Below are 25,529 nucleotides of genomic sequence, written 5' to 3' on the forward strand. Positions count from 1 at the left end.
ACAAAAGCGTACGAAAACTATTTGGGGACTGAAATGAAGCGAGCGCTCATGGCGAAAAGCTAAAGCGTCAAGCAATCAATGTGGGAAACAGCCGTGGCGTCAGGTCTGACACAAGGCAGTCAAGGTGTTTGAAAGAGCATCTCGCATCACGGGATCAAGGGGAAGCAAAGGGAGGCGGGGGGATCCGACCGGCCAACCGCTGAGTTCGAGGGCTGCTTTAACAGGAATCGGATTGGTGGTGACAAATAGAGCCTTGAACAAAGGTTGCAACTGCTCGTGATAACTGAGGGCAAGAGCACCCTGACCATTGAGATGGGCCTCAATCATCGCCTTAAGCCGACGACCTACAAGGTGACTTGCGACACTCACCACCCCAACAGCCCCGACCGACATCATGGGCAAAAGCAAGCCATCGTCGCCGCTGTAAACAGCCAGTTTTGAACCACACTGCAACCTCAACTGCGTCACCTCATCCGTGGTGCCACTGGCGGCTTTGAAACTCACCACATTCGGACATTCCATCAACCTTGCAACTGTTGCTGGAGCAAGCGAACAGCCAGTCCGCCCAGGAATGTTGTAGAGCATCAGCGGCAACTCAGGGGCAGCCTGGGCAATAGCCCTGAAATGGGCTTCAAGACCTTCCTGCGGAGGCTTGTTGTAATAAGGAACAACCACCAATGCCCCATCAGCACCCACCGCAGCTGCCTGAGTGGTGGCTTCTATCGCCTCAGCGGTGCTATTGCTACCAGTACCGGCAAGAACCTTCACGCCTGGCCCCACTGCCTGACGGACCACCCCAAGCAATTGATGCTGCTCCTGCCAGCTCAAAGTGGGCGATTCCCCAGTCGTGCCGCAGACAACCAACCCATCAGATCCCTCATCCACGAGATAGCGAGCAAGACGACCAGCCAAAGCCAGATCAACGCATCCATCAGCGTCAAAAGGTGTGACCATGGCCGTCAGCAAACGGCCAAAAGGAGTTGGAGACAACTCAGCAGCAGAGCTCATGATGACGACAACAACAATTCTGCAATTTGGATCGCATTTAGAGCGGCACCTTTACGGATCTGATCCCCGCATAGCCAAAGCTCGAGAGCATTGGGATCACTGATGTCCTGCCGAATGCGACCCACCGCAACCGGATCGCGATCAGTGACATCGGTAGGCATTGGAAAGCGATTCTGCTCAAAATCTTCGATTAACTCGATCCCCGCTGCCACCTTCAGCAATTGACGAGCTTCTTCCACTGGAAAAGGCTCGTCAAACTCAATATTCACAGCCTCCGAATGGGCTCTAAGTACAGGCACCCGAACACAAGTTGCGGTAAAACGCAAATCAGGAAGGCCCATAATTTTGCGCGTTTCATTGACCATCTTCATTTCCTCCTCGCAATAGCTATTGGCCATCAATGGAGAGTTGTGCAGGAACAAGTTGAAGGCAAGAGAATGAGGAAGCACTTCACTACAAGGCGTGTCGCCCGCTAAAACCACCTGAGTGAGCTGCTTGAGCTCCTCCATAGCGCGTGCACCTGCACCACTCGCCGACTGATAGGTGCTGACAACAACGCGACGCAAAGCACGTCTTGCAGCCAAAGGTGCTAGCACCAGAGTTAACAAAATCGTGGTGCAATTCGGATTTGCAATCACCCCCTGATGCTCTGCAACCGCCTCAGGATTGACCTCTGGCACCACGAGTGGCACGTCAGCATCCATCCTGAAGGCACTGGAGTTGTCAATCATCAGCGCACCGGCTGAGTTGATCACCTGCCGCCACTGACGCGATACGGATCCACCAGCTGAGGCGAGCACCAAATCAACCCCCTCAAAAGCAGCTTCGCTCACCTCCTGAACGACGAGGCTGGAGCCATTCCAAGGTTGAACATGGCCCGCAGAACGCGCAGATGCCAATAAGCGCAACTCACCAATGGGAAACGAGCGTTCCTGCAGCAGCTGCAGCAGCTCCTGACCCACTGCGCCACTGGCACCAAGCACAGCAACTGTGAGGGGACGATCGGGGAAAAACGATATGGGAAGCAAGCGGTGAGATCAGGGTATTGACTGAGTTCAGGGGTTCGATGTCAATAAAAAATTGAACCCAGCTGGGATAAAGCCCTACAGCCTCAATCATGCAAGACGTTGAGACCACAATACGTGTTGAGAGATGAACTGGCGCTTTCTTAGGGTGGTCTTCTGCTCGCAGTCATCCGTCCATGAGTGCCACAGCACTAGAGGTCAAAACCACGCAGAAACCCAATAGTCGGCTTGCTGTCGAAGTAGCGGTACCAGCAGAGCGCTGCCAGGCCAACTATGAGGCCGCTGTCACCCGCTTAAGCCGCACCATCAATCTTCCAGGCTTCCGCAAGGGGAAGGTTCCGCGTGCCGTTCTGTTGCAACAGATCGGCCTGGTAAGAATCCGTGCAACAGCCTTAGAATCGCTCGTTGATGCTGTCTGGCGTGAAGTCCTCGAACAAGAATCAATCGAGCCACTTTGCGAACCCGAACTCAGTGGCGGCTTTGACGCTCTTCTTGAAAGCTTTCAGCCCAGCGAGGCACTGACCCTCACCCTTGAGACAGACGTCACCCCAACCCCAAAACTTAAAGCCACCAAAGGGCTACAAGCCGAAGCAGAAGTGGTGACTTTCGATCCCAGCAAGGTCGATGAATTGATCGAACAATCCCGCAAACAACTAGCCACCCTTGTACCCGTCGAAAGTCGCCCAGCAGCAATCGGCGATATCGCTGTGGTTAGTTTCAGCGGCACCTACGACGACGACGGCAGCTCAATCGAAGGCGGAAGTAGTGACTCCATGGATGTCGATCTTGAAGATGGACAAATGATCCCCGGCTTCGTGGAAGGGATTATCGGTATGAACTTGGGCGATGAGAAAACTGTTGATTGCCACTTCCCAGACGATTACTCGAAAGAAGATGCTCGCGGCCGTAAAGCAAGCTTTGTAATCAACCTCAAAGAGCTCAAAACCCGCGAGTTACCTGATCTTGACGATGCCTTCGCCCAGCAGTCCAGTGACAAAGCAACTCTTGAGGAACTTCGCAACGATCTAGAACAACGTCTTCAGGAAGACGCAAAGCGTCGTGATCGCAGCAATCGTCATGACGCACTGCTGGAAGCATTGACTGAGCAGCTGGAAGTAGATCTACCAAACACCCTTGTGCAGCAAGAGATTCGCAACCTTGTTGAACAAACTGCCAGTCAATTCGCTCAACAGGGAATGGACGTGAAATCCATGTTCACCCCAGAGCTTGTGCGTTCCTTGATGGAATCATCACGCCCAGAAGCCGAAGAGCGCCTACGGCGCAGTCTTGCCCTAACTGCACTAGCTGAAAGCGAAGATCTCAAAATAGAAGAGAGTGAAATCAGCGCCAAGGTCAAGGAAGTAAGCCGCGAGCTTTCTGGCGAACGCGATATTGACCCGACAAGGTTGCGTCAAGCTGTTAGCGACGATTTACTCAAAGACAAATTGCTGGACTGGCTCGAAGACAACAGCACGATTACCGAAAAGGTGCTTGAAAGCGAGGCAAAAACCAGTAAGCCCGCTGCAAAATCCAAAGGCAGCAAAACTAAATCCACAAAAACCAAGACCAGCAAAGCCAAGACTGAAAAACCTGCCTCGGACAAAACCAAGTCCTGAATGGCACCAATAGATTGATAGAAGTGCTCCCCTAAAGCCCAAGCGAGTGATCGATTCCTGCTGCTACCACCCCATCCACAATCGCTGGCAAGGCATTCGTCCTGTCTCATCACCAGGGATCTTGCCCACAGTGGTGGAACAGTCGGGCCGAGGAGAACGGGCATTCGACATTTACTCGCGCTTACTACGTGAGCGAATCATTTTTCTTGGCACTGGTGTCGACGATCAAGTGGCAGATGCCCTCGTCGCTCAGATGCTCTTCCTTGAAGCCGAAGATCCCGAAAAGGACATCCAGATCTATATCAACTCCCCAGGTGGTTCAGTGACCGCTGGTTTGGCTATCTATGACACCATGCAGCAGGTCGCTCCAGACGTCGTGACCATCTGTTATGGCCTTGCTGCCAGCATGGGGGCTTTCCTTCTCTGCGGAGGTACCAAAGGCAAGCGACTGGCACTACCCAATGCACGGATCATGATTCATCAGCCCCTGGGTGGTGCCCAGGGCCAAGCAGTAGACATCGAAATCCAGGCCAAGGAGATCCTCTTCTTAAAAGAAACCCTCAACGGCCTTCTAGCCGAGCACACTGGCCAACCCCTCAACAAAATCGCTGAAGACACTGACCGCGACCACTTCCTTTCTCCAGCAAAAGCGGTTGAATACGGACTGATCGATCGGGTTGTGGATAGCCTCACAGGCGGTGGAATCGTTACGGAAGGGTGACGCAACCCTGATCTGACACGATCCTGAGCGTTCAGGCTGGCCAACATTCGTCAGATCCTGTCTGCCCGTTTGAAGTGATCACAGCCCGATGGCCAAATTCGACGCCCATCTAAAGTGCTCTTTCTGCGGCAAGTCTCAGGACCAAGTACGCAAATTGATTGCCGGGCCAGGTGTCTACATCTGCGACGAATGCATCGATCTCTGCACCGAGATCCTGGATGAAGAACTTGTCGATAGCCAAGGCAACCCACGTCATAGCAGCGAGTCCAACCGCAAGTCTGCAAATGCTGCCCATAAAAGTGGAAAGCCAGCACCCACACTCGCCACCATCCCCAAACCTCAGCAGATCAAAAACTTCCTAGATAAGCAAGTGGTGGGGCAAGAAGCTGCCAAAAAAGTCCTTTCAGTCGCCGTCTACAACCACTACAAACGCCTGGCTTGGCAAGGTGACGGCCAAGGCGAAACCGATCTCTCTGCAACCAGGCTCCACAAGTCAAACATCCTGCTCATCGGTCCAACAGGCTGTGGCAAAACCCTATTAGCCCAGACCCTGGCCGAACTCCTGGACGTGCCCTTCGCCGTTGCTGATGCAACCACACTGACCGAAGCCGGCTACGTGGGCGAGGATGTCGAAAACATTTTGCTGCGGCTATTGCAAAAGGCCGACATGGACGTGGAGCATGCCCAGCGGGGCATCATTTACGTCGATGAGATCGATAAGATCGCCCGAAAAAGTGAAAACCCCTCCATTACTCGCGACGTATCCGGTGAAGGAGTACAGCAAGCCCTGCTAAAGATGCTCGAAGGCACAGTCGCCAACGTGCCACCGCAAGGAGGGCGTAAACACCCCTATCAAGACTGCATCCAAATCGACACCAGCCAGATCCTCTTCATCTGCGGTGGTGCCTTCATTGGCCTCGAAGATGTAGTGCAACGGCGACTAGGCCGTAATGCCATTGGCTTTATGCCCAGCGATGGTCGAGGGCGCAGCCGGGCCAATCGTGATCTACAGGCCTCACAGGTGCTTCACCACCTTGAAGCCGACGACCTCGTGCGTTATGGCTTGATCCCTGAATTCATTGGCCGGATTCCCGTGAGTGCAGTGCTTGAACCACTGGATTCACAAGCACTCGAATCGATACTCACGGAACCTCGTGATGCACTGATCAAGCAATTCAGCACCCTGCTGAGCATGGACAACGTGCAGCTTGAGTTTGAATCAGATGCCGTAGAAGCTATCGCCCAGGAAGCACATCGGCGCAAGACCGGGGCCCGAGCACTACGAGGCATTATCGAAGAGTTAATGCTTGATTTGATGTACGACCTTCCCTCCAAGAAGAACGTAAAGAAATTCACCGTGACCCGCACGATGGTTGATGAACATACCGGCGGCAAGGTGCTGCCTCTACCAGCCAACGACGAGCGATCGCATCAGGAATCAGCCTGATCCAGTGGCGACAGCTGACCACCTAAGGGTGCCCCGCCAGCACGGACTTTTTTTGCATCACGGAATTGATCTTGGAGATGGCAGCGTGGCCCACTATCTAGAAGGTCGATCAATCCTGCGCAGCTCACTTGAAGACTTCTCGCGCGGTGCACCTGTGAACGTGGTAAATCACACCCAGGCCTCTCCCTCAGGAGTGACCCTGAGACGAGCGATGAGTCGCATTGGAGAGCAGCGCTACAACTTACTTTTCAATAATTGTGAGCACTTTGCCAACTGGTGCAAAACCGGGCGACATCGCAGCAGCCAAGTCGAGGACTGGATGCAAACCAGCAGCCTAGGAGCGCTGGCACTGGGGCAAATCATCCCTGCTGCCCTACTGACAGGATTATCACTACTCCTTCGGCGAGGATTGGTGGATGAAACCTCGCGGGAACGTGCAAGGCAAGCAGTAGCTCAACTGAAAAGTCTGCGCGTGAACTTACTCAACAAACTTGAAGCAACACTTGAGCAAGCAGAGGGATGGCTTCATGGTGAACCAGACAACAACTTGATCGATCACCGCAACTCCCGCAGCCGTTCTTTGCTGATAAAAGGTCAGACCCTTGCCGATGAACTAGCAACAATAGAAGATCTAGAAGCCCGCATCACTGCATTGCTCGACGAGCCAAAAGCCAAGCCTGAGTAACCTCAACATCCCGCCAGCAGCGCATGAGCCCGGCCTACCAGCCGCTGCATCACAAATATCGACCACAACGCTTCGATGCCCTGGTGGGACAGGACGCGATCGCCGCGACCCTCAGTCATGCCTTGCGCAGCAGCCGGATCGCACCGGCCTATCTATTCAGCGGTCCACGAGGCACTGGTAAAACCTCCAGTGCTCGCATCCTGGCCCGATCACTCAACTGCTTGAACTGCGACCAGCCAACACCCGAGCCATGCGGAAACTGTGAGCTCTGCAAAAGCATTGCCGCTGGCACAGCACTAGACGTGATCGAAATCGACGCCGCCTCCAACACCGGCGTAGACAACATTCGCGAACTGATCGAACGCTCCCGCTTTGCCCCGGTACAAGCCCGCTGGAAGGTGTATGTGGTGGACGAATGCCACATGCTCTCAACCGCCGCCTTCAATGCCCTACTGAAGACCCTTGAAGAACCACCACCACGGGTGGTGTTCGTACTAGCAACGACCGATCCACAGCGAGTGCTGCCGACCATCCTCAGCCGTTGTCAGCGTTTTGATTTCAGGCGGATTCCACTGGAAGCCCTTGAAAAACACCTAGAGATGATCGCCACTCGTGAAGCTATTCCGATTGAGCCCGAAGCCCTGCATGTAGTAGCCCAGCGAGCCCAGGGAGGACTTCGAGATGCAGAAAGCCTGCTTGATCAGCTCAGCCTGCTTCCAGGGCCAATCAAAGCAGAAGCTGTATGGGAGTTGATGGGAGCCGTGCCTGAGCAAGAGCTGCTGAAACTAGCCGCAGCCTTGGCCCAAGCCGATCCACTTAGCTTATTGGAAACCTGCCGAAACCTGCTGAATCGAGGCCGTGATCCAGGTGCACTTCTGCAAGGGCTGGCAGCGGTGTTGCGAGATTTGGTGCTCATGACTGCCGCACCCGATCGCCCTGAACTCACAAGTGTTTCTCCACAATTCCGCAATCAATTGCCGCCCCTAGCCAGCCAAATAGGTCGTCATCAGCTTTTGCAATGGCAGGTCCAACTCAAAGGAAGCGAAAATCAGCTGCGGCACAGCGTTCAACCCCGTCTCTGGCTTGAAGTGCTTCTGCTGGGTCTACTGGCCGATCCACCTTCCAGTGAAGCTGTAACCGCAGTGCCAATAGCAAAGACAGCTCAACCAATAACCCCAACTACGCAGGCGATCACTGCCAAGGCATTGACCCCGACAACACAAATCCAACAACCCCCTTCTGGATCAACAACGACCCACGATCCAGTCTCAGCAATCACCCCAAACGCAGAACCCAATCCATCCCCAGCTCCAGCCCAGAGCACCCCTAACAGCAATCTGCAGGAGTTATGGCAACAAATACTTGGCAGTTTGGAGTTACCTTCCACACGCATGTTGCTCTCTCAGCAAGCCCAGCTAGTGCGCCTTGATGACCATCGCGCCGTGGTTCAAGTCGCCGGCAACTGGATGGGAATGGTGCAAAGCCGTGCAACCCTCCTGGAACAAGCAATTGCAAAAGCCCTGGGAAATTCCAGACAGCTTGTTCTCGAAAGCCAAAGCGGAAGTGCCACACAAACTCCCATCCCACAAAAAACGGGTGCGGCAACAACAACAAACACATCCGCTTCCACTGCTGAACCATCACCACCACCACAAGTTCAATCCAGATCTACAGACGCTTATTCCCCAGATCCTGCAACAAGCGCCGCCATCCCAGACCAGCAAAAGCCTCTAGAGGAGGATTCTCCTACGACTCAGCCCACTTCCTCTTTAGAACCCATCGACAGCAAAGCAAAGCGCCTAGCTGACTTCTTCAACGGGAAAGTGCTGGACGTGGACCTTTAAACATTCAAACCTGAACAGGCTGTTGGCCATGATGACTAGTCTTGGCCCACACCAAACTCTTCGGGAACAGTGCCATCCGTACTGTGACCCAAGGGATGACCACAAACCAGTGAGACAAATAAGTAATCGCCACCACAAGATTCCACGGGGTTGGTGATGGCAAAGCAGGCCCATCACTGATGCTCCTACAACCGCGCCAGTAAGCCATCCCTGAAATGCTGAAGGCCACGATCGAAAGGGGCCAATAGGTTGGGATAGTGCGTGTCAACAATGTGGTGAACAAATCAGCGAAAGACACCACTGGGAGGGCGTATTGAAGGAGGAAAAAACAAGCCAAATCACGACGCTGAGCCAGAGTTAACTTGCTGGACATCAAGACTGGCCAGTAGTCAAAAAATCGCTGCAATCCACCCTCGGCCCAACGTTGCCGTTGTCTCCAAAGAGCTAACAAGCTCTCCACTGCCTCCTCCTGCACTGGAGGGTTCCAGACAATCCCGACCAAAGCTCCAGCTGTAAGCAAACGGAAACTCAGATCAAGATCATCTGTGACCGTATTTTCATTGAATCCCCCACAAGCCTCCAGCGTGGAGCGTTGAATCAACTGGCCATTTCCACGCAGCTCAACCACGCCTCCCCCAGCTAAGCGTCCTTGTTGAATCAAGGCATCCATAGCCATCTCCATCGCCTGAACCCTGGTGAGCAGATTGTGCTGAGAGTTGATCACCGCCTTACGCAACTGCACAGCAGACCACCCACCCTGTTGGGCAAATAACACCAGACGCTGGAGCAGGTCATCCTGCAACTGGGCATCAGCATCAAGAATCAAAAGCCATTCCCCCTGAAGCTGCTGGAGTGCTGCATTAAGAGCTCCAGACTTTCCGCCGCCTGCTCCAGAAGGACGATGAATCACGTTTAAAGAAGGAAACTGCTGCTGCAACTCATCCAGTAGAGCTGGCGTTCGGTCCTGACTACCATCATCAATAATCCAAGTAGACAGCTTGCCCTTGGGATAGTTCAGACCGGCAAGACGTTCCACCAACCGATCAACCACAGCTTCCTCATCCCTGGCAGCGACCAAAACATCAACGCTGGGCCAGACATACTCAGCAGAGGGCTCAAGCCCTATTTCATTGACATTGGCAGACGAGTGCTGCCGATCGCGCAAAACCGTGCGCAGGCCATACCCTCCCAAGACAAAAGCCAGCGTAATTGCAGGCAAAAGACTTCTACCTGCTTCCAACCAAAGGTGGGGTGCGGCACCAGCCCAACCGCAAGCAATCAAAAACAGGGCTGTCTTACCGCGTCGATAATCCCCAATGACAGCGGCGGCGGCCATGCATAGACCCGAAGTCCAGTGACTCTAAGGGGCATCCTTCATCTCAGGCAAAGGTCCATAGGTCGTTCCTGGGTAGTAATGACTAAGAATCTGTTCAGTTGTCCAGCCCCGACGGGCCAGATCAACTGCTCCGGCTTGTGAAAGCCCAGCCCCATGGCCAAAACCACCGCCAGAAAGTTGCCAAACTCCGACACCAACTTCCTCAACCACGAAGAGAGTGCTTGGCAACTGACGCAAATGACGCCGAATATCGTCTAATCGAAGCACCACAGGGGGCTGATGGCCTTCATCACGTATCTCCAAAGACAAAACCCGACCACTTGGACCCCGTTCAAGAACAGTCAATCGCTGGGGCATTGACAAGCTAGGCGCCACCAAACGCAAAGCTTGTTTCAACTGTTCAGCAGTCAAAGTACGGGTCCAACGAAAACGGGGATGACCCTGGCCATAAGCACCATCGGCATTATCCAGCAATGACTTCACGACAACTCGTTCTGTAAGTGGCAAAAGGAATCGATCTACCCATCCAACGGATCCATCCAACTGAGCCCTTAGGTATGGAACAGACTCCATGGACCAAGCTTCAGAACCAGCGGCCATCACACCACCATTGCTGGCGTGATACACAGCATTGATCGGTTGCTCCTTCCAGCTCAACACCTTGCCAGCAGTGCTCACAATCGCCTGGCGGACTCCAAAACTGGCCTGCCTTGGATCGCTGTAAACCTGGCACTGAGTGTCACTGCACAGATGGTATCCATCAAGGGCAAACCGATGGCTATTGGCAAGCGCCCAGGTCCTAGCCAACACCGTCTGAGCAGCTAATGCTGCTGATGGAGCGCCCGCTCCAATCTCATGGGGCACCACTCCTTCCAGATACCGCTCCAGGGGGACATGTTCCACCAAAGTCCAGCTTCCGTAGGCATCAACCTGCAGTTGAAACGGCCCCAAATACACCCCACCCTTCCAACTGAGGCCATCCGGAGCATCAATCTGAATCGGACCCACCAAGCTGCGATCACCACTGTCCCCCTGAATCACAGGCTGCACAGCTGTAGAGACGATGCCCTGCCAAAGACGAATGTCCACTCCTGGGAGAGGTTGTACCCCTTGCGGCGCCCACACTTCCCATTCGCTTGGATGAGCCACCACTGCCGCAACGCCCAGCTCTCGCCACTGCGATGCAACCTGCTCCGCCGACTCGAAACTGGCGAATGGACCAGCCACCTGACGTGACAACTGGAGGGGCTCCTCGAGAGCTACCAACCGCCAGGTGATTGTGATAACTGGAACCCGCTGCACATCACCGCGCGCATCTTTGAGCAATAAGGGCTGATGCCCAGCACTGATCAAACGTAATGATGGAGCTGAGCGACTCGACGTCGTGCCCTGTCCCAAATAAGGCTGCAAAGCCACCCACAACAAAGACCTACCTGACATAGGAACCGGCGGAGCCTGTACCGCCTGATGAGTAGGCATACCAACAGAACCAACTGGTGGAATCACCTCTTGGGCGTCACAGCCCACCGTGCACACACCAAGCAAGACCAGGGCGCCACTCATGACTTGCTTTGAGCGAATCAGCGAACGATGAAAAGTCTTGGCCAATGCTTCCCCTCGGCAAACACCCATCATGCGAAATTTGGCTTCTGGCAGGTCTTGATCGTATGGTTGTCGTTTGTGCGCAGACCGTCAGAGATGCCTAAGCTCAAGACCCGCAAAGCTGCTGCCAAGCGGTTCAAGGCAACTGTCACTGGCAAATTCATGCGCCGTCGTGCATTTCGCAATCACCTACTGGACCACAAAAGCCCGAAATTAAAGCGCCATCTCGCCACCAAAGCCGTTGTAGATGAACGCGATGCGGAGAATGTGCGTCTGATGCTCCCTTACGCCTAAAGACCAAGCTCAACTAACAGGTCTTATACAAGCTCTGATCTGATTTCATTCCCTTCTTGATTTCTTAAACCATGGCCCGCGTCAAAAGAGGCAACGTTGCCCGCAAACGCCGCAACAAAATTCTTCGACTAGCCCGCGGCTTTCAAGGCAGCAATGGAAGCCTCTTCCGCACAGCCAATCAGCGGGTCATGAAGGCTCTTTGCAATGCCTATCGCGATCGGCGGCGGCGCAAACGTGATTTTCGTCGTCTCTGGATTGCTCGCATTAATGCAGCCGCTCGGATCAATGGAGTCAGCTACAGCCGCCTGATTGGTGGCCTAAAAAAAGCCGACGTACGCATCAATCGGAAAATGTTGGCCCAACTGGCAGTTATGGATCCAAAAAGTTTCACTAGCGTGGTTACCTCCGCCAAGAGCTGATTCACTTTTTGGCTTATCAATACATATAGTCAACAGAAACTCCAATTTGAAGATCTTTCTTGATACCTAGACAAAAAACTTTGATCTCTGTTCGATGAACAGAGCATCTTGAACTCTTGATAGGGCTTATTTTTCTCTACTGTCTATTGCTTTTGAGGATCATCCAATCCATCAAAGCTAAAAAATCATCAAGACATCAAAATCAGTTCTGGCTTGATCGCTGAGCAAGCCTTAAACCTGACTCCAAGGCTTGCCGTTGCGCTGACGGCTCCAAGCCAATGTGGGCAATACTCCTGTATGTAAGAGAGCGCGATCTTCGCTGATCGGCTTGCTCCGGCTTTGCCTTGGCAGCAAATGAACCAAAAAATTGACTGATTTCAACAACTGAGGCCTGCAACCCACAAGCTCAGGCAAAATCTCAATGGCCTACCCACACTTCAAACATGCAGCCACTAAGACTGTGATCAATTGCTGCTGAACTGAGCAAGCCCGTTCAGCAGCAATTGATCTCAAAAAAGCAGAGAACAACCATGAATGTGCCGATCAGAGAAGGTACTGCAATAGGAGCTAGAAGTCGGCTGATGTTCTGAAGCCAAGGGATTTGCAGCGATGGGTCCAAAACACACAAGCAGGACTAAGACCCTCCGCTACGTCTCTCTCATGCTCGAGAGCAATGAATCTGACGTGCTGATGCACGCAGAACGTCCTATACCTAATCTGCTAGTCCAGCAAAGACTCGTTCTCGTCTGAGAAGATATCAAACCATCAAATGGTGGGAGCTACTTTGAAAAGATGGTTGGAAGCCTCTAACCCCTCAGTGCTGATCTCTAACGAAGCGCAAATTTCCCGCAAGTGCCTAACTCAATATCGATGAACCTGCAGCGCAAACTCTTTGAGCCATTGGGAAAATGGTTTTTCAACCAGAAAAGCAGATGTTAAAAGTTCAAAGTCAATTCGACTACTTCCTCGATTTGACTGCAAATGCCAACTCATCACTAAGAACTGCCCCTAAACCATGAGCGCCTTCCTGCCAGAAACGCAAACCTACCTAATTGGCCTAATCGGTTTGCTCGCAATCGTGGCTGTCATCGTGGGCAGTCAAGTTTTCAAGACTCAGCGCGACGAACGGGCACTGATCCGACTTGAAAAAAGTGGAGCGGGCTCTTCCAAAGAGGCATCCAAACTCTATGAACTGGCATCTGTACAGCTGCGTAAAAGGCTCTATCCCCAGGCCATAGCATCCCTTCGCAAGGCCTTGAAGCAACTGACTGGTGAACCAGATGAAGCCAAAGCTCTGATCGAAAATGCCCTTGGGTTTGCACTCGCGGCTCAAACAGACTATTCATCTGCAGTTAGTCACTACCAGTCAGCCCTCAAAGCCAAGGCTGACTACCCCGTAGCACTCAACAACCTTGCCTTTGCTAAAGAGCGCCTTGAGCAAGATGCTGAGGCCTACGAGCTGTATCAAAAGGTGCTCAGCCTGGATCCCAAGAACAAGACAGCGCGCAAAAACCTCAAGCGATTGGCAAAAACACAACCAACAAACTCACCAGAGCCCGCGGATGGGCAAGGGTTCTGATAAGGCTTCTGATGCCTGTACTGAACAGGAGCTGTTTAAGTCGAGAATGCCGCCCGTATTGCTAAGACGAGGTGCCTGCCAACCCACCATTGTTAACTCCTGAAGGCCGATAAAAAAACCACCTGGCTCCACTCCAGGAATCAACTGATCTGAAAGGGGTAACAATTCCAGCTGATCTGACTTGGCATTCAAGTTTCCCTGCACAGGAGTTGTAACGCTGCCAAGACGCATCTCTCCACGCAGATCAATGATCTGGCCAATCGGTGTGAGCTTGGACAGATCCAAGTTCACATCAACATTGGAGCCATCTCCAAAAGACTTGTAAGTGCCACACCACTGGCGTGGCATTGTCTCAGCAAGATCAACGGCGCGCGCTACCGGATCAAATCTCTGAACAGAGCCCTCCACAACCAGCGGCACAGCCAATTGAGAGGAATCCAAGGGCATAGTGAGCTCGAAGGGAACCTGACTGTCAATCGAGAGATCCATGGCGAGCAGGATGGGCATGGAAAAACATGATGATGGGCACAAGCTAAGGCCAATCAGCTCAACCGGGACACTCCGCGATGACGTTCCAACAACCTCAACAGCGCCAATGGTTCTGACGCACTCCTCACCTGACCTACTCACAATCGGCAAACGCAACTTCCACAGCCGACTTTTTGCAGGCACAGGGAAGTACCCAAACCTAAAAGTGATGCAAGAGAGTCTGCGCTCTTCAGGATGCGAAATGGTGACGGTTGCAGTCCGCCGTGTACAGACAATGGCATCAGGCCACTCCGGCCTGATAGAAGCCATCGACTGGTCAAAAATATGGATGCTGCCCAACACCGCTGGCTGTGCAACTGCAGAGGAAGCCATTCGTATAGCCCGACTCGGCCGCGAACTCGCCAAACTGGCAGGCCAGGAGGACAACAAGTTCGTCAAGCTCGAAGTCATCCCCGACAGCCGCCACCTCCTACCTGACCCTTTCGGCACCCTTGAGGCCGCTGAACAATTGGTAAAAGAAGGCTTCGAGGTCTTGCCATACATCAATGCCGATCCCCTCTTGGCTAAGCGCCTTGAAGAGGTGGGCTGTGCGACGGTCATGCCACTGGGCTCACCGATTGGATCAGGTCAAGGTCTGAGGAATGCCGCCAACATCTCCCTAATCATTGAAAACGCCCGAGTGCCAGTCGTTGTGGATGCTGGCATCGGTGTCCCCAGTGAAGCTGCACAGGCCTTGGAAATGGGTGCCGACGCAGTGCTGGTTAACAGCGCAATTGCCTTAGCCGGAGATCCAATCACCATGGCCGAAGCAATGCGCTGGGCAATTCAGGCCGGTAGGCAGGCTTACAGATCAGGTCGCCTACCCGAACGCGCCGCAGCCTCGCCAAGCTCACCGACAACAGGGATTATTACGGAAGCCAAGACCAAACAATTATGAAGGAACGTAACGGAAAAGTTCCTGCAAGCAATCCTGTCCATAGGGTCCGCCGAGTTGTAAGTGTTACATGCAAGTCACCGAGGAAGAGGGTGGTCGACTCAACGCCTTTGCAAGAGAACCCCGTATGGAAGTGATAGCTGAAAAAGGCAGCAGCAACGCCAACACTCGCCTGCTCCTCATCGGTGGAGCCCTGCTTGTGACATCCCTAATCATCGTCAGGATCGTCATCAGCTGAAAAACCTTGTAGTAGCTTGCCCTGACTGAGCGAATTGCTCGTTCCTGCAGGAGTTTGAGTTGAAAGTTTTCGTTCTCGGCGGCGACGGCTTCTGCGGATGGCCTTGTGCAGTGAACCTTGCTGATAGGGGTCACGACGTATTGATCGTCGACAATCTCAGCCGCCGCAAGATCGATATCGATCTTGAAGTCGAGTCACTGACACCAATCACCAGCATTGGTGACCGCCTTAGGGCCTGGCGAGAAATCGGAGGCAAGCCAATTCGTTTTGAGCACCTAGACATCGCCCATCAGTACGACCGATTGGTGACAATGCTCAAAACTGAACGACCCGATGCGGTGGTTCACTTTGCCGAGCAGCGTGCAGCTCCCTACTCGATGAAGAGCAGCTCCACCAAGCGCTATACCGTCGATAACAACGTCAACGGCACTCACAATCTGCTCGCCGCCATCGTTGAAAGCGGCCTAGACATCCACATCGTGCACCTGGGAACGATGGGGGTCTACGGCTACGGCTCGCACCGCGGAGCCACCATTCCTGAGGGATACCTCAAAGTGGAAGTGCCCCAGCCTGATGGCAGCCGTTTCGAGGAAGAAATTCTTCACCCAGCCAGCCCTGGAAGCGTCTATCACATGACCAAGACGCTCGATCAACTGCTTTTCCTCTACTACAACAAGAATGACCAAATCAGGATCACCGACCTTCACCAAGGCATCGTCTGGGGTACCAACACTGAAGCAACCGCTAGGGATCCACGACTAACCAACCGCTTTGATTACGACGGTGACTACGGCACAGTTCTCAACCGCTTCCTGATGCAGGCAGCAATCGGTTATCCGCTCACTGTCCATGGAACAGGAGGTCAAACCCGTGCCTTCATCCACATCTGCGATTCTGTGAAGTGCGTACAACTGGCTCTTGAAAACCCACCGGCTAAAGGCGAACGAGTCAAGATTTTCAACCAAATGACCGAGAGCCACCAAGTGGGTGAACTTGCCAAGAAGGTAGCTGCCCTAACCGGCGCCGAACTAAACCATCTTCCAAACCCACGCAACGAAGCAGTGGAAAATGATCTGATTGTGGATAACCGCTGCTTCATCGAACTTGGACTCAAACCAACCACCCTCGACGATGGCCTACTTGCTGAAGTAGTCGATGTGGCAAAACGCTGGGCAGACCGCTGCGACCGCAGTCGTATCCCATGTGTATCGGCCTGGACTTCGACCCAGGCGGAGGCCATCAAGAACCCCTCCTAAACAGCCTGCCCACACCACCCGCTGAACCAGTGAAGATCGCCTTTTTCACAGAGACCTTCCTCCCAAAAGTGGATGGAATCGTGACAAGACTCACCAAAACGGTGCAGCACCTGGTTGAAGCCGGTGATGAAGTGATGGTGTTCTGCCCGGAAGGCTGTCCTAGCGAATACATGGGAGCGGAATTGATAGGAGTGCCAGCCATGCCACTGCCGCTCTATCCGGAACTGAAGCTTGCCCTGCCCAGACCAGCCGTTGCCGAAGCCCTAGAAACCTTCGAACCCGATCTCGTACACGTTGTCAATCCAGCTGTACTAGGCCTTGGGGGAATTTGGCTCGCCAAAACCAACGGAATCCCGCTAATAGCTAGCTACCACACCCACCTCCCGAAATACCTAGAGCATTACGGCATGGGCATGCTGGAACCCTTGCTCTGGGAACTTCTCAAGGCAGCCCACAATCAAGCAATACTCAATCTCTGCACCTCAACAGCAATGGTGGCTGAATTGAGCGAGAAAGGGATCCAAAACACCGCCCTGTGGCAACGCGGCGTGGATACCGAACTCTTTCGACCGGAACTGCGCAACGAAACCATGCGCTTACGCCTTTTGAACACAAACGACGATCAAGGTGCCCTGCTTCTCTACGTAGGGCGGCTCTCCGCCGAAAAGCAAATCGAACGCATCAAACCTGTTCTCGATCGCATACCCGAGGCACGATTGGCCCTAGTAGGCGATGGACCTCACCGCCAGCAACTGGAAAAAGCATTTGAAGGCACTGCTACAACATTTGTGGGCTATCTCGAAGGGGAAGAACTAGCCAGTGCATATGCAAGCGGGGATGCCTTTCTATTCCCCTCAAGCACCGAAACCCTTGGGCTCGTTTTACTGGAAGCAATGGCAGCAGGTTGTCCTGTAGTAGGAGCCAATCGTGGCGGAATTCCAGACATCATTACCGACGGAGTCAACGGCTGTCTCTACGAGCCGGATGGAGTGGATGGAGGGTCCACCAGCCTGATCAATGCAACCCGACGACTGCTCGGCAACGATCTCGAGCGTCAAGGTCTGCGCAAAGCAGCCCGTCAAGAAGCCGAACGCTGGGGATGGGCCAGTGCCACGCAACAACTGCGGAGCTACTACAGAACAATCCTCGGCCAACCCCTCAACCTGGCCGCCTGAGAACAAACATCAGTGTGTTCTGAGAGTCAGTGTGATCAACTAGAGCGTGTGCGATTCCAAGCCTGAAGCACCTGCCGTGCCATAGGCAATGCATGGACCGAACCTCCCCCAGGAGTGTTCTGGGCAAAAGCAACAACGACGATTTCTGCTGACTGATATGGCGCAAAACATGCAAACCATGCGTGATCAGAGCCACCGGTACTGTCCTCAGCAGTGCCCGTCTTGCCAGCCACTTGCGGAAAGTTGGGCAAATTGAGACCTGAACCAGTCCCATCCTGCACAACCTTTCGCAAACCACGCCGAATCGTCGCCAATGTGGATGGCTTGATATCGACCTTGATGCGTCGCTGTGATGAAGTCCAGTCGATCGCACCATCTGCCAGATGAGGAGTGACCAAAAAACCCCCATTGGCGAATACTGCATAAGCACGAGCAAGTTGCAAAGGAGTGATCTGAACCACAGATTGACCAATCGAGGCGCTGGCCATGTCCTCGGGAATCCAAGGAGTCGTTCCAGCCTCAGCCCAACCCCGACCTTTAGCCGCCCAGGCCTGATGGCCCACCAAGCCCTTGCTCTCCTCATAGCCAATCTCAATCCCAGTGCGGGCATCGAAACCAAGCTTGATGGCGGCCTCATAAAGCGCCTTAGAACCCACACCCACACCCACCTGATAAAAGAAGGTATTGCTGGAAAAGCGCAGCGCATCCTCATACCCGATCGTGCCAAATCCGACACCGTTGTGGTCAGGGAAGCAATGCCCCCCATAAGTGATGCATGCCGCCGTCTTTAAACGCACATCAGGCAGAAACTTGCCACTCTCCATGCCCGCCATACTTGTAACAGGTTTCCAAGTACTCCCCGGGTCATAGGCATTCATAGCCCGACTGAGCAATGGCGTGCTCGACGAAGCAAAAAGCTTGTCGTACTCCTTCTGCGTGGTGAACAATTTTGAGAAAAAATTGGGATCAAAGGCAGGGCGACTAGCCATGGCGCGAATAGCACCGTTACGAGGATCGAGTGCTACAACTGCACCGCCAGGCTTATCTTCAAGAGCCTTTTCAGCAGCCAACTGCAAATCAAGGTCCAGTGTGAGGAGGAGGTCTTTACCCGCCTGTGAAGGCTTGTCACCAAGACTGCGCTGCACCTCTCCCATAGCGTTGACTTCAAGCATCTGACCACCCCACTTCCCTCGTAAATGAGGCTCATAGGCCGCCTCCACTCCAATTCGGCCAATGCGATCTCTAATCTCATAACCCTGATCAGCGAGAGTCTTAAACTCTTTTTCAGTAATTGGCTGGGTATAACCCAAGACATGGGCGGCCAAAGTGCCGTGCGGGTAGTGACGTAGTACATCCACATCGACCTGGGCCGCTTCAAAACTGCGAGCCTGCTCTCGAAAACGCAGCACCTGCTCAGGTTTCAAATCAGTTGCCAAAGTGATGCGATAGCCATCCGTGCCAACCCCCTGTCGCCTGCGTTGATCTAAATCCTGCTTAGGAAGATTGAGCAACTGAGAAAGACTGTCACGAAGCCCAGGCCAATTAACATCACTAACCAATCGAGGCTGCAAATAAAGGTTGTAGCTCAGCTTGCTTGAGGCAAGTACACGGCCTTGACGATCGAGCAGCCGACCACGAATCGGTGAGCGGGGTACCAAGCGAATCCGATTTTCATCTGCCAACTCTCGGTATCGAGCCCCTTCCAAAAGCTGTAACCAGATCAACCGCGCCACCATGGCACCACTAAACAAAAGCACCAGAGCAAGAAAGACCTTGGGCTGCTGGCCTAAACCACTGTGCCGCTGATTGGCTCCTCCCAAAGGCCGCGATCCACTCATCAACGTCAGCTTTCTTCCACGCCTGATGTTGGCGAAAAATCGCCAACATCTTTCTGCAGGTGAAGCTGAAGAGCATCAAGCCTTCCCTCAATCCTGGCCAGCACCTCCAGCAAAATCTGCTGATCCTGAGGGTCTGGGGAATTCACAACGACATCATCAACGGCCACATTCACTGCCATCACAGGATTACCCAGCCCTGGGCTGACCTGATCTAATCGATCACGTACGGATCTAGCAGCAGCTTCTCCTTCAACACGAAGCTCCTGGAGGGGATCACTTGAGCCCGTAAAAGCTTCCACCATTTTTCTCGCTCCACCACGACGGACCCGATCAACCATCGCCAAACCCACAGGAAGAGCATCCTGCATCAGGGAAAGGCGAAGGCTGTCGAACGAATCGTCGGCCATGCAATCCTCAAAGGTCTACCTAACAACAGTTTGCTCGGAAGGGATCAAAAGTGTTGGGCAAGACGTTTGAGACATTCCTATCGACCAGCCCCCAAAACCTGCCAAAACCAATAACGCCACCATTGGTCCCACAGCATGATGCGTTGTCTCCAAGCTGAACCATTCACTCCAAGACCGCCAAAAACGCTCACGAGCAAAGCGCTTGCGCTCACGAGACTCTTGTTTGCAACGCCTGCGAAACGACTTCTCGACCCAGCGCTCAAACGACTGCTTCTTGGTGACCGCCATCTTGCGCTCGACCTCAAGCAACTGGCCAGCTGTAAGTTCAGGGTGAAAAGTGCCGATCAGCTCCAAACTTTTAAGGAACATCTCAACAGCAGCATCCTTGATATCCCTTTGGCTCTCATCCAACAGGGCCCAATCAAGCTCAGGGTAAAAGCGACCACGATTGAGGCTGATCTGGTCTTCACCCAACTGACCAGGCTCCCTTAACCAACGATCGGTGTTGCTGTCAAACCTTCGCCAGTACAGGAAAGGGTTGATATAAACGGTCTTACCCGCAAACTGAATGCTGTCCTGTTGCAAACGGCGGTCTAGCTGTATGTCCTGCTGTTGGGCGACGGTCAAAAGTCTCTAAGCCAGTGGCCCAGGCTATCGAGTCATTCTGAGCTTCACCAGTCCCTCATCACCTCAACAGAATCGACTTTCACTTCAAGGGTGCGAATCAAAAATATTGAGTGATGCAGAGCATTCTCGAAGACGATTGGAGCTCATGCAGCCAAGTCAGAGCAGAGAGCATTGAAGAAGAAGATTCGACGCTACAAAGATCGTGAATGTTTGCCACCATCAACACATCGACAATAATTACCAAATAAGCAAAAGCCAAAGTTGATCATTGGCGACATGAAATAAACTGATTCGAACGACAGTTGACAAGAAAAATGTAAGCTTATCAAAAGCCAAGATGCATAATATTCTCAATCCAAATAAAATCGCAGGGCTCTTAAAACTGGCGCCAGAACATATAATTTCGCATCACCTCCAATAAAACGTGAAGCCACAATGTAGAGTTAAGAAAAGAAATTTAATACCTAAACTATTCCCACTCAATCGTTCCAGGAGGCTTGCTGGTGATGTCAAGCACAACACGGTTGACACCTCTCACTTCATTGACAATTCGATTGGAGATACGCTCCAAAAGTTCATAAGGCAAACGCGACCAATCCGCTGTCATGCCGTCCTCACTGGAGACACATCGCAGCACAATCGGCCACGCATAGGTGCGTTTATCCCCCATTACCCCTACAGAGCGCACGGGCAGCAACACAGCAAAGGCCTGCCATATGTCGTGATATAAACCCGCATCACGGATTTCCTCTCGCACGATTAAATCAGCATCGCGTAAGCAATTGAGCTTTTCATCGGTAACTTCATCAAGGATACGAATCGCCAGGCCTGGCCCAGGAAAAGGATGGCGGCGGACAATCTCTTCAGGAAGCCCCAAAGCACGGCCTACCTTTCGCACTTCATCCTTAAACAATCGCCTAAGCGGCTCCACCAATTTGAACTGCAAATCTTTGGGAAGACCGCCTACATTGTGGTGGCTCTTAATCTTCACGGCCACCCGCTCTCCGGTCTTTCGATCAACGTTAGTTCCAGCACTCTCAATCACATCTGGATACAGAGTCCCCTGGGCGAGGTAATCGAATGGACCAAGTCGAGCACTCTCTTCTTCAAATACTCGAATGAATTCGGTACCAATAATTTTACGTTTCTCTTCTGGATCAACAATGCCATTCAACTTAGAAATAAACCGTTGTCTTGCATTGATGTATTCAACATTAATATTAAACTTACGATCAAAGAAATTCATCAAAAACTCAGGCTCACCTTTACGCATAAACCCCTGATCAATAAACATGCACGTGAGCTGATCTCCAATGGCCTTTTTTAATAGAAAAGCCAGTGTTGAGGAATCAACTCCTCCAGACAAAGCAAGCAAGACCCTTTTCTGACCCACCTGAGCCTGCACCTGAGCAATCGATTCTTCAATAAATGCAGTAGTCGTCCAATTCGGCTCACAACCACAAATGTGGTAAACGAAGTTTCGAATCAGAGCAATTCCGTGGCTTGAATGCACCACCTCAGGGTGAAACTGAACGCCATAAAACTGACGATTGTGATCAGCAACCGCCGCATCAGGAGTATTGGCTGTATGAGCAAGCCGAACAAACCCCTCAGGCAAATCCCTCACCACATCACCATGGCTCATCCACATCGTGGAGCCACTTTCAACATTGGTGAGAAGGTCCCTAGGGTCCTCGACCTGCAAGGGCGCCTTACCGTATTCAGCCTTGCCAATAGCAGCCTCCACCCGACCACCCAGCTGCTGCACCATTAGCTGCATGCCGTAACAAACACCAAGCACAGGAATACCCAAATCCCAAATGTTCGGATCACAAAGCGGCGCTCTCTCGGCATACACAGAGCTAGGTCCGCCACTCAAAATGATGCCCTTCGGGGCAAGCTGGCGAAGCTCATCCGCTGAGGTGCAATAGCTCATCACCAATGAGTAGACCTCTGTTTCTCGCACCCGACGGGCAATCAGCTCTGAATACTGAGAGCCAAAATCGAGAATGACGATTGCCGGCTGGCTCTGACCTTCAGACTGGGAATTGGACATATCAGCGAAAAAACTCCTCTGGAGTCAACCAACAGAACGTTCAGGGTAGAGAAAGGCTTATCGGTGAATCCTCAGGGGTCACTCCCAAGACAGCCAACTGTTGAGACCCTTGGGGACCAGCCCAGCGCAACCGTCGCTGACGGTCGAAAAGAGCTGCCCCAATAGCTATCGACCATGAGCCATAACGTGCAAGGTAGGCAGCGCTGCGATGCTCCACTGTTGCTGCCAGCCGATACCAAAGCTTGCTTACCAGCTCTGGATCTTGAGCTTCCAGCATCTTCAAGGCTGCCTCCATGGAATCAGCCTGGCCAAGTTGCCGGATCAGATCCAACGGCAATCCTTCACGCACAGCCATGGCCGCAAGCACCTCCAAACGACCATCTGCCAGATGGTGATGAGTATGAAAAATCCCCCCTGCCAACTTCACCAACTTGCCGTGATACCCAAACAACAACAATTGCTCCACCCCAGCCTCTGCCGCGGCCACAATGACAGGCCCCAACCAATTGCCAATCTTGAGGAGCGGCTGAGCAGCCAACCCCAACTGTCGAGCTAGATCAAGACCATTCTCACCAATCACCAAAGTCATTGCTCCACAAAAATCTGAAGCGGCACTTTGCCGACGTAGTTGCTCAATGGTCTGCTGCAACTGATCAGGAGAGGCGCTGACCTGCACATCCGCCTGGGTACCAATCAAGGCCAAGCCATCCACAACCCCAAAAGCTGCATTACTGGTACGTGCTGCCAAATCTCTACCCCTAGGCAACACAACTTCCAACTGCAGCCCTCGACCCGAAGGCACCAGCGGGTACAAATTACGACTCAAAAGCTCGCGTGCAAATCGAGACACACACGCCTCTCCACCGGACCCCAGCGTGCCAACACCTTTGCCTGCCACAAGATTAAGCCAGGCCTCTGGATGAACATTCAACTCATCATCATCAACAAACTCCTGCCACTGAACACACACCCAAATCTCCAAACCTCTTGTGAGATCCAAACCTGAACCTGGATCGCAATGGCTGATTGCCAAAGCCTGTTCACCTCCAGCCAAAACCGCTGCAGAGGTCACTGACACAGCAAAAGGTTCGTCGCGATCAGGCAATTCAAGCAACTGAAAACCACTGAAAGGCCTACCAAGCAAAGCTTCGGTAGCAGCTCGGGCCGCAGCCGCGACCCAAACCGGGAGCGTCAACCCCCTTGAATCAGCATCGGCGTGATCGATAACAACCCTTGCTTAGGTATTTTTTAGGATGGTTCATTACTAAGCCTTAGGCCGTGCAGGACAAACTCACTCTGATGATCCCGGGTCCTACACCTGTTCCCGAAACAGTACTCAAAGCCATGGGTCGCCACCCCATCGGCCATCGCAGTGGAGAGTTTCAAGCCGTCGTTAGACATACCACCGAGCAGCTGCGCTGGCTACATCAGACCAAAGCAGATGTTCTAGTCATCACTGGCAGCGGCACCGCTGCGATGGAAGCAGGAATCATCAATACCCTCAGCTACGGCGACAAGGTCCTCTGCGGCGACAACGGCAAGTTTGGACAGCGCTGGGTAAAGCTGGCTAAGGCCTACGGCCTGGACGTACAAGTGATAAAAGCAGACTGGGGACAACCGTTAGACCCAGAAGCCTTCAAAAGAGCACTGGAAGCAGACAATGGCAAAACAATCAAAGCCGTAATCCTCACCCACTCGGAAACCTCAACCGGGGTCATTAACGACCTTGAAACCATCAGCAAATATGTCCGCGCTCACGGCAAAGCACTAACCATCGCTGATTGCGTGACAAGCCTTGGAGCCTGCAATGTCCCCATGGACTCTTGGGGTCTAGATGTGGTTGCCTCCGGTTCCCAAAAGGGATACATGATGCCTCCAGGGCTCAGCTTCGTGGCCATGAGTGAACGAGCCTGGCAAGCGCATCAACAATCGGATCTACCGAAGTTTTATCTCGATCTAGGGCCTTACCGAAAAACTGCCGCTCAAGACAGCAATCCATTCACCCCTGCTGTGAATCTCTACTTCGCACTGGAATCTGCGCTGGGAATGATGCAGTCAGAAGGCCTAGAAGCCATCTTTGACCGTCATGCACGCCATCGCGCAGCCGCTCAGGCCGGCATGAAGGCCATCTGCCTGCCCCTGTATGCAGCTGAAGGACACGGCAGCCCAGCGATCACCGCAGTCGCACCTGAGGGAGTTGATGCAGAGCAACTGCGCAAAACTGTCAAAGAGAAATTCGACATCCTGCTAGCAGGAGGACAGGATCATCTAAAAGGAAAGGTCTTCCGTATCGGCCATCTTGGATTCATATGTGATAGAGATATCCTCACTGCCATAGCTGCCATCGAATCCACCTTGCAATCTCTTGGCTTGCATAAAGGCAACATGGGAGATGGCCTGGCTGCAGCAGCAGCAATTCTGAGATAACAGTGCTCGCCAACAAAACGAACTAAAGCAGATCTAAACTGATAAAATGCGGGTGTAATTCAGTGGTAGAATGTCAGCTTCCCAAGCTGAACGTCGCCGGTTCGAATCCGGTCACCCGCTTATCAAAGGATTAATCAAAGTTCATAGAATACTCATTCATAGTTAACAAACCAAAAACCGATCTAATTAAAAATAGGCTTCAAAGCATTCATTATTCAATGCCAATTCATGATCTGGGCTTGATTAATTGAAGAACTTGTGGGCCAACCACTCCTGCACGACGCTCCTGATCTAATGCCTTAAGAATCAAACTGCCAGCAGCCTGAAAATCTCCCGCTTCAGCCTGTGCAGAAGCTCGGTCAAAAAAACCACTCGCGGCCTTCAAGTAAACCTCGCGTTGAATAGAAGCGGAATTCATGCCCGCTGTTGTTTTCAAAAAAGTAGACGTCAAGACTGCTCAGCTGAACCCCTTGATTGAAAGTTTAACGCGAATTGTCTAGTACAAG

General features: G+C 52.7%; 24 protein-coding genes and 1 tRNA gene. 14 read left to right on the plus strand and 11 right to left on the minus strand.

The window, feature by feature from the left end; all coding sequences use genetic code 11:
* Window positions 1–99: 99 nt before the first annotated feature.
* Together dapA and SIB80_RS00720 are read right to left on the minus strand one after the other, a co-directional pair.
* Window positions 100–1,008 carry a 4-hydroxy-tetrahydrodipicolinate synthase gene (gene dapA, locus SIB80_RS00715; RefSeq protein WP_063420812.1) on the minus strand — a complete coding sequence of 303 codons (909 nt, stop codon included), beginning with the start codon at window positions 1,006–1,008 and terminating at the stop codon, window positions 100–102.
* Window positions 1,005–2,036 (minus strand): aspartate-semialdehyde dehydrogenase, encoded by a 1,032-nt coding sequence (locus SIB80_RS00720; protein ID WP_063420811.1) that lies wholly within the window; start codon window positions 2,034–2,036, stop codon window positions 1,005–1,007. The genes dapA and SIB80_RS00720 overlap by 4 nt, the downstream gene beginning before the upstream one ends.
* 173 nt (window positions 2,037–2,209) lie before the next feature.
* Here SIB80_RS00720 and tig point away from each other — a divergent pair, with 173 nt between their 5' ends.
* From tig to SIB80_RS00745, 5 genes are all read left to right on the plus strand, one after another.
* Window positions 2,210–3,649, plus strand: coding sequence for a trigger factor (gene tig / locus SIB80_RS00725; RefSeq protein WP_063420810.1), 1,440 nt, complete (start codon window positions 2,210–2,212; stop codon window positions 3,647–3,649).
* Between the two features lie 46 nt (window positions 3,650–3,695).
* Window positions 3,696–4,370, plus strand: coding sequence for an ATP-dependent Clp endopeptidase proteolytic subunit ClpP (gene clpP, locus SIB80_RS00730; protein ID WP_063396507.1), 675 nt, complete (start codon window positions 3,696–3,698; stop codon window positions 4,368–4,370).
* A gap of 88 nt (window positions 4,371–4,458) precedes the next feature.
* Window positions 4,459–5,817: an ATP-dependent protease ATP-binding subunit ClpX gene (clpX, locus tag SIB80_RS00735; RefSeq protein WP_063420809.1), complete on the plus strand. Its 1,359-nt coding sequence runs from the start codon at window positions 4,459–4,461 to the stop codon at window positions 5,815–5,817.
* A 4-nt stretch (window positions 5,818–5,821) separates the two neighbouring features.
* On the plus strand, window positions 5,822–6,502 hold the full coding sequence (locus SIB80_RS00740; RefSeq protein ID WP_063420808.1) for a lecithin retinol acyltransferase family protein: 681 nt from the start codon (window positions 5,822–5,824) through the stop codon (window positions 6,500–6,502).
* Between the two features lie 23 nt (window positions 6,503–6,525).
* A complete protein-coding gene (locus tag SIB80_RS00745) occupies window positions 6,526–8,346 on the plus strand; it encodes a DNA polymerase III subunit gamma/tau (RefSeq protein ID WP_063420807.1) in 1,821 nt (606 codons plus the stop codon).
* A gap of 4 nt (window positions 8,347–8,350) precedes the next feature.
* Here SIB80_RS00745 and SIB80_RS00750 read toward each other — a convergent pair whose 3' ends face one another.
* Window positions 8,351–9,682, minus strand: coding sequence for a glycosyltransferase (locus tag SIB80_RS00750; RefSeq protein ID WP_063420806.1), 1,332 nt, complete (start codon window positions 9,680–9,682; stop codon window positions 8,351–8,353).
* A 24-nt stretch (window positions 9,683–9,706) separates the two neighbouring features.
* Window positions 9,707–11,317, minus strand: coding sequence for a SpoIID/LytB domain-containing protein (locus tag SIB80_RS00755; protein ID WP_205909751.1), 1,611 nt, complete (start codon window positions 11,315–11,317; stop codon window positions 9,707–9,709).
* Window positions 11,318–11,380: 63 nt separating this feature from the next.
* On the opposite strand from SIB80_RS00755, the gene rpmI reads away from it, so the two are divergent.
* The 3 genes from rpmI (at window position 11,381) to SIB80_RS00770 (ending at window position 13,576) form a co-directional block, all read left to right on the plus strand.
* On the plus strand, window positions 11,381–11,578 hold the full coding sequence (gene rpmI / locus SIB80_RS00760; RefSeq protein ID WP_011129435.1) for a 50S ribosomal protein L35: 198 nt from the start codon (window positions 11,381–11,383) through the stop codon (window positions 11,576–11,578).
* Window positions 11,579–11,649: 71 nt separating this feature from the next.
* Complete coding sequence (rplT, locus tag SIB80_RS00765) at window positions 11,650–11,997, plus strand: 50S ribosomal protein L20 (RefSeq protein WP_011129434.1); 348 nt, start codon at window positions 11,650–11,652, stop codon at window positions 11,995–11,997.
* A 1,015-nt stretch (window positions 11,998–13,012) separates the two neighbouring features.
* Window positions 13,013–13,576 (plus strand): tetratricopeptide repeat protein, encoded by a 564-nt coding sequence (locus tag SIB80_RS00770; protein WP_063404293.1) that lies wholly within the window; start codon window positions 13,013–13,015, stop codon window positions 13,574–13,576.
* Here the strand turns inward: SIB80_RS00770 and SIB80_RS00775 are convergent.
* A complete protein-coding gene (locus SIB80_RS00775; RefSeq protein WP_063420803.1) occupies window positions 13,544–14,083 on the minus strand; it encodes a hypothetical protein in 540 nt (179 codons plus the stop codon). The genes SIB80_RS00770 and SIB80_RS00775 overlap by 33 nt on opposite strands.
* An 88-nt stretch (window positions 14,084–14,171) precedes the next feature.
* Between SIB80_RS00775 and SIB80_RS00780 the strand changes: the two genes are divergently transcribed.
* The 4 genes from SIB80_RS00780 to SIB80_RS00795 all read left to right on the plus strand — a co-directional run bounded on the left by SIB80_RS00780 (window position 14,172) and on the right by SIB80_RS00795 (window position 17,668).
* Complete coding sequence (locus tag SIB80_RS00780) at window positions 14,172–15,002, plus strand: thiazole synthase (RefSeq protein ID WP_063420885.1); 831 nt, start codon at window positions 14,172–14,174, stop codon at window positions 15,000–15,002.
* 67 nt (window positions 15,003–15,069) lie between these two features.
* Window positions 15,070–15,237, plus strand: coding sequence for a photosystem II assembly protein Psb34 (psb34, locus tag SIB80_RS00785; protein WP_063396515.1), 168 nt, complete (start codon window positions 15,070–15,072; stop codon window positions 15,235–15,237).
* Window positions 15,238–15,296: 59 nt separating this feature from the next.
* Window positions 15,297–16,493 (plus strand): NAD-dependent epimerase/dehydratase family protein, encoded by a 1,197-nt coding sequence (locus SIB80_RS00790; protein WP_063404297.1) that lies wholly within the window; start codon window positions 15,297–15,299, stop codon window positions 16,491–16,493.
* 29 nt (window positions 16,494–16,522) lie between these two features.
* Complete coding sequence (locus SIB80_RS00795) at window positions 16,523–17,668, plus strand: glycosyltransferase family 4 protein (protein WP_041384827.1); 1,146 nt, start codon at window positions 16,523–16,525, stop codon at window positions 17,666–17,668.
* A gap of 35 nt (window positions 17,669–17,703) precedes the next feature.
* On the opposite strand, the gene mrdA is transcribed toward SIB80_RS00795, so the two are convergent.
* From mrdA to cbiD, 5 genes are all read right to left on the minus strand, one after another.
* Window positions 17,704–19,506, minus strand: a complete 1,803-nt coding sequence (gene mrdA, locus SIB80_RS00800) for a penicillin-binding protein 2 (protein WP_063420802.1) — start codon at window positions 19,504–19,506, stop codon at window positions 17,704–17,706.
* 5 nt (window positions 19,507–19,511) lie between these two features.
* Complete coding sequence (locus SIB80_RS00805; RefSeq protein WP_063420801.1) at window positions 19,512–19,913, minus strand: hypothetical protein; 402 nt, start codon at window positions 19,911–19,913, stop codon at window positions 19,512–19,514.
* Between the two features lie 15 nt (window positions 19,914–19,928).
* Entirely contained in the window at window positions 19,929–20,540 is a 612-nt protein-coding gene (locus SIB80_RS00810; protein WP_063420800.1) for a hypothetical protein, read from the minus strand.
* A gap of 469 nt (window positions 20,541–21,009) precedes the next feature.
* Window positions 21,010–22,596, minus strand: coding sequence for a glutamine-hydrolyzing GMP synthase (gene guaA, locus SIB80_RS00815; protein WP_063420799.1), 1,587 nt, complete (start codon window positions 22,594–22,596; stop codon window positions 21,010–21,012).
* 40 nt (window positions 22,597–22,636) lie between these two features.
* On the minus strand, window positions 22,637–23,791 hold the full coding sequence (cbiD, locus tag SIB80_RS00820) for a cobalt-precorrin-5B (C(1))-methyltransferase CbiD (RefSeq protein ID WP_063420798.1): 1,155 nt from the start codon (window positions 23,789–23,791) through the stop codon (window positions 22,637–22,639).
* Between the two features lie 83 nt (window positions 23,792–23,874).
* On the opposite strand from cbiD, the gene SIB80_RS00825 reads away from it, so the two are divergent.
* Entirely contained in the window at window positions 23,875–25,023 is a 1,149-nt protein-coding gene (locus SIB80_RS00825; protein ID WP_063420797.1) for a pyridoxal-phosphate-dependent aminotransferase family protein, read from the plus strand.
* 48 nt (window positions 25,024–25,071) lie between these two features.
* Window positions 25,072–25,143, plus strand: a tRNA-Gly gene (locus SIB80_RS00830).
* Window positions 25,144–25,249: 106 nt separating this feature from the next.
* Here SIB80_RS00830 and SIB80_RS00835 read toward each other — a convergent pair.
* Window positions 25,250–25,441, minus strand: a complete 192-nt coding sequence (locus SIB80_RS00835; protein ID WP_063420884.1) for a hypothetical protein — start codon at window positions 25,439–25,441, stop codon at window positions 25,250–25,252.
* Between the last annotated feature and the right edge of the window lie 88 nt (window positions 25,442–25,529).

The organism is Prochlorococcus sp. MIT 1327 (assembly GCF_047304785.1).
Lineage (GTDB): Bacteria > Cyanobacteriota > Cyanobacteriia > PCC-6307 > Cyanobiaceae > Prochlorococcus > Prochlorococcus marinus_D.